General features: G+C 65.5%; 10 protein-coding genes. 4 read left to right on the forward strand and 6 right to left on the reverse strand.

Going from position 1 to position 12,429, the window contains the following annotated elements; genetic code table 11:
* Window positions 1-2 precede the first annotated feature (2 nt).
* Window positions 3-947: a CHAD domain-containing protein gene (locus RMR04_RS18650; RefSeq protein WP_311909823.1), complete on the reverse strand. Its 945-nt coding sequence runs from the start codon at window positions 945-947 to the stop codon at window positions 3-5.
* A gap of 261 nt (window positions 948-1,208) precedes the next feature.
* Between RMR04_RS18650 and RMR04_RS18655 the strand changes: the two genes are divergently transcribed.
* From RMR04_RS18655 to RMR04_RS18665, 3 genes are all read left to right on the forward strand, one after another.
* Window positions 1,209-1,703 (forward strand): MarR family winged helix-turn-helix transcriptional regulator, encoded by a 495-nt coding sequence (locus RMR04_RS18655; protein WP_311909824.1) that lies wholly within the window; start codon window positions 1,209-1,211, stop codon window positions 1,701-1,703.
* Window positions 1,704-2,350: 647 nt separating this feature from the next.
* Window positions 2,351-3,490 carry a DUF2865 domain-containing protein gene (locus RMR04_RS18660; RefSeq protein WP_311909825.1) on the forward strand — a complete coding sequence of 380 codons (1,140 nt, stop codon included), beginning with the start codon at window positions 2,351-2,353 and terminating at the stop codon, window positions 3,488-3,490.
* 421 nt (window positions 3,491-3,911) lie between these two features.
* A complete protein-coding gene (locus tag RMR04_RS18665) occupies window positions 3,912-5,237 on the forward strand; it encodes an MFS transporter (protein WP_311909826.1) in 1,326 nt (441 codons plus the stop codon).
* A gap of 204 nt (window positions 5,238-5,441) precedes the next feature.
* Here the strand turns inward: RMR04_RS18665 and gltX are convergent, their stop codons facing one another.
* Entirely contained in the window at window positions 5,442-6,782 is a 1,341-nt protein-coding gene (gene gltX, locus RMR04_RS18670; RefSeq protein WP_311909827.1) for a glutamate--tRNA ligase, read from the reverse strand.
* A 340-nt stretch (window positions 6,783-7,122) separates the two neighbouring features.
* Window positions 7,123-8,862: an NAD+ synthase gene (locus tag RMR04_RS18675; protein WP_311909828.1), complete on the reverse strand. Its 1,740-nt coding sequence runs from the start codon at window positions 8,860-8,862 to the stop codon at window positions 7,123-7,125.
* A 133-nt stretch (window positions 8,863-8,995) separates the two neighbouring features.
* Between RMR04_RS18675 and RMR04_RS18680 the strand changes: the two genes are divergently transcribed.
* Entirely contained in the window at window positions 8,996-9,832 is an 837-nt protein-coding gene (locus RMR04_RS18680; protein WP_311909829.1) for an outer membrane protein, read from the forward strand.
* An 89-nt stretch (window positions 9,833-9,921) separates the two neighbouring features.
* On the opposite strand, the gene RMR04_RS18685 is transcribed toward RMR04_RS18680, so the two are convergent.
* The 3 genes from RMR04_RS18685 to RMR04_RS18695 all read right to left on the reverse strand — a co-directional run bounded on the left by RMR04_RS18685 (window position 9,922) and on the right by RMR04_RS18695 (window position 12,297).
* The gene (locus RMR04_RS18685) at window positions 9,922-11,307 is read right to left on the reverse strand and encodes a class II 3-deoxy-7-phosphoheptulonate synthase (protein ID WP_311909830.1); all 1,386 of its coding nucleotides are present in this window, start codon (window positions 11,305-11,307) and stop codon (window positions 9,922-9,924) included.
* 337 nt (window positions 11,308-11,644) lie between these two features.
* Entirely contained in the window at window positions 11,645-12,013 is a 369-nt protein-coding gene (locus RMR04_RS18690; RefSeq protein ID WP_311909831.1) for a PIN domain-containing protein, read from the reverse strand.
* A gap of 35 nt (window positions 12,014-12,048) precedes the next feature.
* The gene (locus RMR04_RS18695; RefSeq protein ID WP_311909832.1) at window positions 12,049-12,297 is read right to left on the reverse strand and encodes a type II toxin-antitoxin system VapB family antitoxin; all 249 of its coding nucleotides are present in this window, start codon (window positions 12,295-12,297) and stop codon (window positions 12,049-12,051) included.
* Between the last annotated feature and the right edge of the window lie 132 nt (window positions 12,298-12,429).

A 12,429-nucleotide genomic window follows, 5' to 3' on the forward strand; every position in this document is an offset into this window, starting at 1 on the left:
GGTCAGCTCAGCTTGACCCGGCGCGGCTCCCGGATCGCCATCATCTCGCCCAGGCGGATGCGCAGGGTCTTGGGCCGTTCATCGAGTAAACGGCGCGCCAGCCGCGCCGCCTTTCCGCGCCGCTTGACGATGCGCCGGGCGATTCTGTGTTCGGCCTTCTTATGCCCAGCCTTCTTATGCTCAGCCCTCCTGTGCTCAGCCTTGGCCCTGAGGCCGGCCCGCATCAGCGTGATCAGATGTCTTTGGGCCAGATCGAGATCGACGACAGCGCCGAGCTGCGAACGCAGGCGCTCTGCCAGTTTGCCCCTCAACGCAAACTCCCCCGCCTCGGCCGGGCGAAAGAACTGGAGCTGATAGCCGAGATCGACGATCGCCGTCCGCGACGCGTGCAGGCGTTTCAAACTCATCCGGAGCGGATCGCGATGCAGGCGCCGACGTGTTTTCCGACAGGAGCGTTCGAAGCCCTTCAGCAGAAAAGCGCCGCCCTCCCCCGCCACCGACCAGCGGGCCATCTCGACGGAGAGCCGGCCCAGCTTGATGCGAGCAGCCTCCAGTCGCTGTCGTAGATCGGACGGCACTGCCGGCGACCCGGCCTCGCGCTGCGGTTTCGGCAGACGCTCGAAGAGGCTCTTCCCCAGCGCGTCCTCGAGGGTCCTGGCCAGGACGACGGCGTCACGCGCGGCGCCGAAATCCCGGCGCAGCGCCCTGATCTCGGTGCGCACCATCCCAGCCTCATCGGCCAGCGAGTCCGGCGCGAGCTTGAGCAGGGAACGCCATGCCTTCATCAGGCGTCGGAACGCATGGACCTGCTGCTCGGGCTCGGCCTGCGCATCATCGATCAGGCGAAGGGCGCGCTTGGGCATGTCGCGGCAGCTGCGCAACCAATGGCGAGCCCAGCGCTGCATCATCTCCGCTGCGTCGAGAGACTTCTTCGGCTTGCGCCGCACGGCAAGTCCGCTGCCGGAACGAGCCCGCCTGGTCGGCGCCTTCGCTCGTACCGCCACAACGCCCTCCTTATGCTCCTGGCCGGAGAGACAACTCCAAACGCAGGGAGGCTGCAAGCCCAGCAGCGACCGAGCGGCCGCTCCGGGATCTTGTACAAGGCGGGGCAAAAGGTGATCACCCACCTCACCTGCACGGGGGCCTATGCTCCGGGGCCATGAGCCCGCATCATGCCGTGCAAGCTGAAGCCGCCGGACGTAAAATCGATGTCGACGAACAATCCCTCTTCCGCCACCGCCCCCCTGCTCCGGCTGGAGCAATTCCTGCCCTACCGGCTGAACGTCGTCGGCCTCCTCGGCAGCCGGGCGCTCGGGCGGATCATCGGCGAGCATTTCGGCATCGACATCCCGCAATGGCGGGTGATCGCGCAGCTCGGCGAGTTCGGCAAGCTGACCTCGCGCGACATCGGCGAACTCGCCGAGATGCACAAGACCAAGGTCTCGCGCGCCGTCACCGAGCTGGAGAAGCGCGGCCTGGTCTCGCGCGCCGAGAACCGGCAGGACCGGCGCGAGTCCTTCGTGGCGCTGACCGCGGCGGGCGTGCGAATCTACGGCCAGATCGTGCCGCTGGCGCTCGCCTTGCAGGCGCGCTGGACCGAAGGCATCGCTCCCGAAGAATTGAAAGTGTTCGAGCGCGTGCTCTCGACCCTGACCGAACGCGGCCGCCATCTCGCCGGCGGCTATCGCGGCGACGAGACCTGAGACACCGTTTGAGACTTGAGCCCCCATCCTGAGAGGTTGACCTAAATGAACTGAGCGATCTCAGGGGCTTCCGATCGCTTCCCCCCGCGCCGTCATTCCGGACAAGCCGCGCAAGAGCAGGATGCGAAAAAGTGGGAACCGGTTTTTCGCGATCGATCCTGCTCTCACTCTTTAGATGAGAGGCGGATTCAGATTTCAGAGGGGATCACTTTGTGATTCCATCTGAAATCATCCGGCTCTCGCGGCGCTGATCCGGAATCCATCGTAGGGCCAATCCTTTGACCGGCTTGGCTCTACGATGGATTCCGGGTCTCCGCAGAGCCTGTCCTTGGGCCGATCGAAGATCGGACCCGGGGGCTACGCCCGGAATGACGGCGCGTAGGTGGTCTGGACAGAGCCATTGAAATCTTTGGCTCCATTTCGGGCCAGCCTCTGAAAAGCCGCGTAGCGGCGTCTCAAACCGCACCCGATTGCCGCCCAGAGGCAAATATGGCATGCGGGTGCAACTGCGGCTCCGGGCGAATCCGCGCCAGGTCGCCGCAGGTACCGTCCTTAGTTCCGTCGCGTTTGGCAGGTGTTCTCGCGCGTGAGCAATCGGCGCGGCAAGCGCCTGGACCAGCAAAACAGGTGATGTGGCCCGATCCGCGATGACAGTTCCGTTTTTCCGACGCTTCGGCGCCGTGCTGGTGGCGCTGGCGAGCCTGGGTGGCGCGGCTTTCGCGCAATCGCCGGCATGCAATGCCTGGCGCTCCGAGCTCGCCGGCCTGCAGGGTCAGCGCGGCGGCGATCCGCGTGCCGCCCAGGCCGCGCAGCGCGCCGGCGCCCAGCTTGCGCAGGTGACCAGCCAGTACCGCAGCATGGGCTGCGACCGCAGCTTCTCCTTCTTCGGCGAGGGGCCGCCGCCGCAATGCGGCCTGCTGCGCTCGCAGATCGGCCAGTTGCAGGCGCAATATGGCGCGGCTCAGCGCCAGGCCGAGGGCGGCGGTAGCGAACAGCGCCGGGCCCAACTCGCTGCGGCGATCGACAATAACTGCCGGCCGCAGCAGCGCGGCTTCTTCGAGACCATTTTCGGGATCGAACCGCGCCGGGGCGAGATCGACACGACACTGCCGGAGCTCCAGCCCGAGCAGCCGCTGGAGCCCGAGAAGCCGCGCATGGGCGGCGCCTACACCGTCTGCGTGCGCAGCTGCGACGGCTTCTTCTTCCCGCTCGCCAATAATGCCGGCAACGCCGACGAGATGTGCCAGGCCCTGTGCCCCGGCGCGGAAACCACCGCCTTCGGCATGACGGGTGGCGGCGATATCCAGAACTCCGTCTCCCGCAGCACCGGCCAGCCCTATACCTCGCTGGCGAACGCCGGAAAATACCAGCGCAGCTTCGACGCCGCCTGCACCTGCCGGGGCCAGGGCCAGAGCTGGGTGCAAGCCCTGAAGGATGCCGAGTATCTGCTCGACAAACGCAAGGGCGACATCATCGTCACCGAGCAGCGCGCGGCCGAATTGTCGCGACCCAGGGTCGACCCCAAGCGCCGGGGCGCGACGCCTGCGACCGTGCAGCCGGCCGCCGTTCCCGATGTCGCCGACGAAAAGCCCATGCCCTCCGAGAACTCGCCGACGGCGGGCACGGAATCGGCCGGCGTCGGGCCTGACACGATCGGCGAAAAGGTTCTCGACAAGGGCGACGGGGTGAAGAGTGAGACGAAGAGCGTCACCGGCGAGAAGCGCACGGTGCGGATCATTGCGCCGAACCTTGCGCCCAATCTCGGTCCCTCGGCGACGCGGCAATAGAGCATTGCGCGAAAAAGTGGGTACCGGTTTTTCGCAGGAGCAATGCTCTAAACTCTAGGAATCGATCACGTTTTTCGTATTCGGACGGAACCGTCCGAATGCGACGAGATCGAGGGCATCGCGCGAAAAAGTGGGTACCGGTTTTTCGCTGGAGCAATGCTCTAAACTCTGGGAATCGATCACGTCGCATTCAGACGATGCCGTCCGAAGGCGACGTGATCTAGCCACTTCGCGTGGTTCCATGCACAGGAACCATGACGCTACGCCGCCAACCGGGCCATCCGGCACTGGACGCATGGCCGGCCAGCGCGCATTAAAGGGGCACCCCTCATAACGGGGACGCCGCCTGGCCACATCATGATTCGTCCGTCTCCCGACGGCGCGAGGCCGCCTCCGTCCCCCAAAAGGCTCAGAGGCCGCCATGTCAGACGACGCCGTCCCCGCCCACCCCCATCCGATCGAATTCAACGACGCCAAACGCCGGATCAAGGCGATCTTCGTCGGCTCGATCGGCAATCTGGTCGAGTGGTATGATTTCTATGCCTATACGGCCTTCGCGCTCTATTTCGCCCCAGCCTTCTTCCCCTCCAGCGACCCGGTCGTGCAGCAGCTCAACGCCGCGACCCTGTTCGCAGCGGGCTTCATCGTGCGCCCGCTCGGCGGTTGGCTCTTCGGCCATCTCGCCGACCGCTACGGGCGGCGGCTGTCCCTGACGATCTCGGTCCTGATGATGTGCTTCGGCTCATTGATCATCGCGGTGACACCGACCTATGCCTCGATCGGCTTCGCCGCTCCCGCCCTGCTCGCGCTCGCCCGCATCATCGAGGGCTTGAGCCTCGGCGGCGAATACGGCGCCAGCGCGACCTATCTCTCGGAGGTCGCCGACCCCGAGCATCGCGGTTTCTATTCGAGCTTCCAATATGTCACGCTGATCGGCGGGCAGCTCACCGCCATCCTGGTGCTGCTGCTGCTCCAGAACGTCTTCCTGACGCATGAGCAGCTGGTCGCATGGGGTTGGCGCATTCCCTTCGTCATCGGCGCGGCGCTCGCGATCATCGCGATGTTCATGCGCCGGCACATGCAGGAGACGGATGCCTTCACCGCCGCCAGCAAGCAGCCGGTAAAGCGCGAGAGCTCGCTCCGCGGCCTGCTGAAATATCCCCGCGAGGTCGCGATCGTCGTCGGCCTGACCGCCGGCGGCACCGCCGCCTTCTACACCTTCACCACCTATATGCAGACCTTCGTCAAGCAGACGGTGGGCCTCAGCGACCTGACCACGACCTATGTCATCGCCGGCTCGCTGATCTTCGCCGCGATCCTGCAGCCGATCTATGGCGCGATCTCGGACCGGATCGGCCGCAAGCCGATGCTGATCTTCTTCGGCGTCGCCGGTACCTTGCTGACGGTGCCGATCCTGACGACGCTCGCCGGGACGAAATCGCCCTGGATCGCCTTCCTGCTGATCTCGGGCGCCTGGGTCTTCACGGCCGGCTACACCTCGATCAACGCGGTGGTGAAGGCCGAACTCTTCCCGACCTCGATCCGCGCGACGGGCATCGCGGTGCCCTATGCCGTCACTGTCTCGATCTTCGGCGGCACGGCGCCGGTGATCGCGCTCTGGTTCAAGCAGCAGGGTCACGAGCAGTGGTTCTACTACTACCTCGCCGGCGTGATCTTCCTGTCGCTCTTGGTCTACACGACGATGCGCGATACCAAGCACAACTCGGCGATGCACCGGCACGATTGAGGGCGCAGGTTCACTCGGAAACACCACGTCATCCTGGGCGACCGAAGGTCGTCCCGGGAGCCATCGTAGAGCCGGGATCCATCACAGAGCACCGCGCGCCCTATGATGGATCCAGGAGCTGCGCCGCGGAGCCTGTCCTTGGGCCGGCCGAAGGCCGGACCCGGGGGCGGCTTGTCCAGGATGACGGCGCGGGTGTGAAAACGCTCAGGCCGTCTCGCCGGCCAGCCGCTTCAGCGCTTTCTCCCGCCCGATCAGCGGCAGCAGGGCTGCCAGTTCCGGGCCGTGCTCCAGCCCGGTCAGGGCCAGGCGCAGCGGCATGAACAGGGCCTTGCCCTTGGCGCCGGTCGCGGCCCCCACAGCCTGCGTCCAGCTCTTCCAGGTGGTCGCGTCGAAAGGCTCCGCCGGCAGCATGGAAGCCGCCACCGCGGCGAAAGCGGGGTCGGTGACGACCGGCTGCAGCGGTCCCGCGACGACCTGCCACCAGCTCTTCACATCCTCGAGCTTGCCGAGATTGCCGCGCACGGCGAGCCAGAACGGCTCGCTCGCAGGCACGCCCAGCCCTGCCAGCCTCTCGGCCACGGCGTCATAAGGCAATTGATGCAGCGTGCGGGCACTCAGCGCCTCCAGCTCATGCTCGTCGAACTTGGCCGGGGCGCGCGAGACATGGGCGAGATCGACGAGGCCCGCGAGCTCATCGAGACTCGCGACCGGCCTGACCGCATCCGAGGAGCCGACGAGCACGGCGAGCGCCGCGACGGCCAAGGCCTCGACGCCGCTTTCGCGCAGGCCGCGCAGGGAGAGATGGCCGAGCCGCTTCGACAGCCCCTCCCCGCTCGCCGTCGTCAGCAGATTGTGGTGGCCGAAGAGCGGCAGCGGCGCGCCGAGCGCCTCGAAAATCTGGATCTGGACGGCCGTGTTGGTGACGTGGTCCTCGCCGCGGATGACATGGGTCACGCCGGTCTCGGCATCGTCGACGACGGAAGGCAGATGATAGAGATAGCTGCCATCCTCGCGGATCAGCACCTGGTCCGACAGCGAGGCGCAATCGACATGGGCCTCGCCGCGGACGAGATCGTTCCAGGCGACGATGCGCGGCTCCAGCAGGAAGCGCCAATGCGGCTTGCGGCCCTCGGCTTCGAGCTGCGCCCTGTCCTCGGCCGTCAGCTTCAGCGCGGCGCGGTCATAGACCGGCGGCAAGCCGCGCGCGAGCTGGCGCTTGCGGCGGCGGTCGAGCTCGTCGGCGGTCTCGTAGCAGGGGTAGAGCCGGCCGGCCTCGCGCAGGCGGGCGGCTGCCGCGTCATAGATCGCCAGCCGGTCCGACTGCCTGATGACGAAATCGGGCACGACGCCGAGCCAGGCCAGGTCTTCCGCGATCGCATCAGCGAATTCCGGCTTCGAGCGCGCCAGATCGGTATCGTCATAGCGCAGCAGGAAGCGCCCACTGTAGCGGCGCGCGAACAGCCAGTTGAACATGATCGACCGGACATTGCCGATATGCAGGAAGCCGGTCGGGGACGGCGCGGTGCGGACGAGCGGAGAGGTCATGCGCGGCTTATGGCGCGTTTGCGCGGCAGCGACAATCGCTTCCCGGTGTCCACAGGCCACTCAGCCCTCATCCTGAAGGCTGCTCCTCTGAAGCTGACTTGAACGATATCGAGGCCTCTGATCGCTTGCCGTCACCCGCGCCGTCATCCCGGACAAGCCGCAACAGCGGCGCAGATCCGGAATCCATCGGAGGGCTCCGGAACTCTACGATGGATTCCGGATCTCCGCTTCGCTGCGTCCGGAATGACGGTGCGTAGGTGATCAAAGCAGAGCCATCGAAATCGCTAGGCTCATTTCGGCCCACGTCTCAGGATGAGGACTTGGGCATAGCCAACGAGAATCAGAAGTCGAAACTCTCCCCTCCCGGCCGGCCCACGCCCTTCACCAGCGTCGCGTCAGGCTCGTAGGCGCCCTCGCCCGGATCGCTGAAAGCGTTGACGATCGGGTAGCGGCGATCGCGGCCGAGATTGCGGCCCGTGACCTTCACGCCCGGCGCGGCCTGGCGGCGCTTGTATTCGGCACGATGCAGCAGGAGCTCGACCGCCAGGACGGTTTCACGCTCATGGCCGAGCGCAACGATGTCGGCGACGCGCATCTCCCGCTCGATCAGGCAGGCGAGGATGGCGTCGAGCACCTCATAGGGCGGCAGCGCATCCTGGTCAGTCTGGTCCTCGCGCAGTTCGGCGCTCGGCGGCCTCGCAATGATGCTCTGAGGGATGACGACGCCCTCAGGGCCAAGCGCACCCGACGGCTTCCAGCGGTTGCGTAGCTGCGCCAGGCGGAAGGCTTGCGTCTTGTAGACATCCTTGATCGGGTTGAAGCCGCCATTCATGTCGCCATAGAGCGTGGCGTAGCCGCAGGACATCTCGGATTTATTGCCGGTCGTCACCAGCATCCAGCCGAATTTGTTGGAGAGCGCCATCAGGAGCGTGCCGCGCGTCCGGCTCTGCAGGTTCTCCTCGGTGACGTCGGCTTGCGTGCCCGCGAAGAGCCCGGCCAGCGCCGCCTCGAAGCCCGCGACCGGCGCCGTGATCGGCAGCGTCTCGTAGCGGACACCGAGCGCCTTGGCGCAGGCCTGGGCGTCATCCAGGCTCTGCTGCGCGGTGAAGCGGGAGGGCATCATCACGCAAGCGACGCGCCCGGGCCCGAGCGCATCGACCGCGATCGCGGCGCAAAGCGCGGAATCGAGGCCACCGGAGAGGCCGAGCACGACGCCGGTGAACCCGGTCTTGCCGACATAATCGCGCAGGCCCAGCACGCAAGCCGCGTAATCCGCCTCGTCACCGCTCTCGATCGCCGCGATCTCACCCGACTGGGCGCGCCATTGCCCCGCCTCGCGCGCCCAGTCGGTGATGACGAGCGCCTCGCGGAAGGCCGGCAATTGATGCGCCAGCGTCCTGTCGGCTGCAAGCACGAAGGAGGCGCCGTCGAAGACGAGCTCATCCTGACCGCCGAGCTGGTTGAGATAGACCAGTGGCAAACCGGATTCGACCACACGCGCCACCGCGACATTCATGCGCTCGTCACCGACATCGCGGCGATAGGGCGAGCCGTTCGGCGTGAGCAGGATCTCGGCCCCGGTCTCGGCCAGGCACTCGACCACCTCCTCGCTCCAGATGTCCTCGCAGATCGGCAAGCCCAGCCGAACCTTGTCGCGGAACACCACCGGGCCGGGCAGCGGGCCGGGTGAAAACACGCGGGAATCGTCGAAGGTGCCGTAATCGGGCAGCGCCACCTTGAAGCGCACCGACTGGATCAGGCCGCCATCGAGCAGCGCATAGGCGTTGTAGAGCTTGCCGCCCTCAGTCCAGGGCAGGCCCAGGAGCACGGCCGGACCGCCATCCCCGGTCTCGCGCGCAAGCTCTTCACAGGCCTTGCGGCAGGCATCCTGAAAGGCCGGCTTCAGCACCAGATCTTCCGGCGGATAGCCGCAGAGGAAGAGCTCCGGCAGCATCAAGAGCTCGGCGCCGGCATTGCTTGCGGCGCGCCGGGCGGCCCGGACCTTGTCGGCATTGCCGGAGATGTCGCCGATGGTCGGGTTGAGTTGCGCGAGCGCAAGACGAAGGGAGGTCGCTGTCATGACTTCGCCTGTAGCGCGACGACCCAAAGCCAGCAATGCGTGTGGCGAGGGCTTAACTGCCCGTTAGGGTTAATCCGGCATGAATAGTGGCGTGTCGGGCAGTGACGATGGCCGACCGACTTGGAGAAATCTCATGCGCATCCGCTCCCTCTTTCTCACCGGCGTCGCAGCAGCCGGCCTCGTTCTGGTCGTGGATCGGGCCGCTTCGGGCGCGGACTACCCGGTCCTGCGCGGCTCGCAGCAGACCGAGGACGCGCCGCCGCGAGATTTCGACTCCGGCACTTTCAACTGGACCGGCTTCTATGTCGGCGGTTTCGCCGGGCAGACCCAGACCCGCTTCAGGACCGATCGCGGCGTAATGGACCTCGCAAATGGCTTGTTCAACGCCACTACAGCGCTGAACGAAATGTCGCCGGGCGAATTGGTCCGGACTTCGCCGCGTGATGACAGGGGCATCACCTTTGGCGGCTTTGCCGGTTACAACATGGCTTTCGGCGATGCCGTCATCGGCTTCGAAGCCGAATATTCGCGCATCGATCAAAACACCAGCGCTTCGACTCTCGAAGGCCGCCTGCTCTCAAGCGGCCCCGCAATCGTTGCTTCGGTTCAGGAAGCCAGGCTGAACGACTATGTCAACGCTCGCCTCCGGCTGGGTTACGCGTATGGCCGATTGATGCCGTATTTCACGATCGGCGCGGCTGCCGGCCGGTTCGACACCAACGTCGCCGTGGCTGCCGACTGGCGCCCATCGACCACCAGCACGACCAGCTATTTCGGCTATCCACGCATCGCTGGTGGTCCGAAAAAAGATGTCTGGGGCTACGGCATGAGCGTCGGCGGCGGCATCGAGGCCGCCCTGGCCGACAACATCGTCGTTCGCGGCGAATATCTCTTCACGCGCTTCAACAATGTCGAAGGCGTCACGGTCAATGTGAACACGGCCCGCGTCGCGGCCGCTCTCAAATTCTGACCACCATGCCGTGAACTAAAAAAGGCCGGGGCTGAGCCCCGGCCTTTTTCATATCCGCCGGAATGCAGGCGAGACTATTTTTGACGAGATCACTCGGCCGCCTCGACCTCCGGGCGCACCCGGCCCGAGCGCTCGCGCTTGACCAGCTCGGCGACGAGGAAGGCCAGCTCCAGCGCCTGCTCGGCGTTGAGGCGCGGGTCGCAGACCGTGTGGTAGCGGTCGTTGAGGTCCGCATCGGTCATGCCGCGCGCACCGCCGGTGCATTCGGTGACGTTCTTGCCGGTCATCTCCAGATGCAGGCCGCCGGCATGGGTGCCCTCGGCCTGGTGGACGGCGAAGAAGTTCTTCACCTCGGTCAGGATCAGGTCGAAGGGCCGCGTCTTGTAGCCGCTCGCCGCCTTGACCGTGTTGCCGTGCATCGGGTCGCAGGACCAGACGACGTTGCGCCCTTCCCGCTTGGTGGCGCGCACCAGGGCCGGCAGGTTGTCGAAGACCTTGTCGGCACCGAAGCGGGCGATCAGCGTCAGGCGGCCCGGCTGGTTTTGCGGATCGAGCACCTCGATCAGCTTCAGCAAGCCGTCGACCGTGGTCGAGGGACCGCATTTCAGGCCGATCGGATTCTTGATGCCGCGGAAGAACTCGACATGGGCATGGTCGAGCTGGCGCGTGCGGTCGCCGATCCAGACCATGTGGCCCGAGGTGTCGTACCAGTCGCCGGTGGTGGAATCGACGCGGGTCATCGCCTGCTCGTAGCCGAGCAGCAGCGCCTCATGGCTGGTGTAGAAATCCGTCGTGCGCATCTCGGGATGCGTCTCGGGATCGATGCCGATGGCGCGCATGAAGTCGAGCGACTCGGTGATGCGCTCGGCAACCTCGTTGTAGCGGGACGAGGCCGGCGCATCCTTGACGAAGCCGAGCATCCAGCGATGCGCATTGTCGAGATTGGCGTAGCCGCCGGTGGCGAAGGCACGGATCAGGTTCAGCGTCGCCGCAGACTGGCGATAAGCCTCGAGCTGGCGGCGCGGATCGGGGATGCGCGCATCGGGCGTGAACTCGATGTCGTTGACGATATCGCCCTTGTAGCTCGGCAATTCGACGCCGCCGATCGTCTCCGTTCCAGCCGAGCGCGGCTTGGCGAACTGGCCGGCGACGCGCCCGACCTTCACCACCGGCGAGCCGCCGGCGAAGGTCAGCACCACCGCCATCTGCAGGAAGAGCCGGAAGAAATCGCGAATGTTGTCGGCAGAGTGCTCGGCGAAGCTCTCCGCACAATCTCCGCCCTGGAGCAGGAAGGCCTCGCCGCTTGCGACTTTCGCGAGAGCCTTCTTCAACTTGCGCGCCTCACCCGCAAAAACGAGCGGCGGAAAGCCGGCGAGCTGCTGCTCAACCGCCTTCAAGGCTGCCTGATCCGGGTATTCCGGCATCTGCTGAACGGGCTTGGCCCTCCAGCTCTCGGGCGTCCAACGCTCCGACATTTGTCTTAGCTCCTGCTTGCGATCGCGCGGCTGTTAACCTCATCTCAGCGCGAAGCGGGGCCTATACACCCATCATCGCGGGCTGACCACCATGGCGAAGCGACATCGCCGGGAAAGGCCAAGGCGGCCCTCCGGCCAAAAAAGGCGGCCCCGCCGGCCAAAAGCAAAACCGTGAATCATCGCAACGCGATGGCACGCTCGGCTCACATCCTGAATCCGGCCATTGAGACGCTGATTCACGTCGCTGAGATGGTGATTCAACCACATCGACAATTGCTTCAACGGCTTCAGAGTTTGAATCATGCGAAGCTGGCAGGACGGGATGGGCGCCTGCAGCTCAGGCCGCCTCGATATCGGTTCGGCTGAAATCGTCGCCCTTGAACAGCAACCTTGCCTTGAGATGCCTGGCTGTCGCGTAGGAGAAGCAATCGCCGAGATTGAGGATGCCGGGGCGGCCGCCGCCCATGCCGTAGCGCTCGGCGGCCTCGACTGCGAGCGCAGTGATCGCCATGTCGGGTGCGACAGGAGCGATCTCGATCGCCTTGGCAAAGTCATCCACAAGCCGCAAGCCCAACCGTCGGTCACAGTTCTTCAGCCTGGCCACCGCGCAGGCTACTTCCCAGATCGAGACCGTCGAGACGAACCGCCGCGAAGGGATGTTGTTACCGAGGCGGGCGGATAGGAGGATGCCATCAGGCTCAGGCATCAGCATCGAAACAAGGGCAGACGCATCAACGACAATCACTGCCGCTCCGCCTCGCCGTTCAACTCGTCATAGAACGCGCGATCGGCCTGAAGGCCACTATTTGGCATGGCGGCAAGCTCCGCATGAATCGGAGCCAGCTTCTCCCAAAGCGTCTTTTCTGGAAGGTCGCGTTCGGCCTTTTCCACCAGCGCCAGCCGGATGATCTCGGTCACGCCCGTGCCGTGGCGCCGCGCCAGATCACGCGCCAGCGTCTCGACAGCCTCGTTCTTGATGCTCAAGCCCATGGCGGCGTCTCCTTTCTAGAATTTGGTAGCGCCATTCTATAATCTAAAACAGCCATTGCGTCAGCAGGTCGATGTGGCGTCGCCTGGCCTGCGCCGCCCGCCCTTCACCACATATTGGCGCCTGCCTTGTGG

This window comes from Bosea sp. 685 (assembly GCF_031884435.1).
Lineage (GTDB): Bacteria > Pseudomonadota > Alphaproteobacteria > Rhizobiales > Beijerinckiaceae > Allobosea.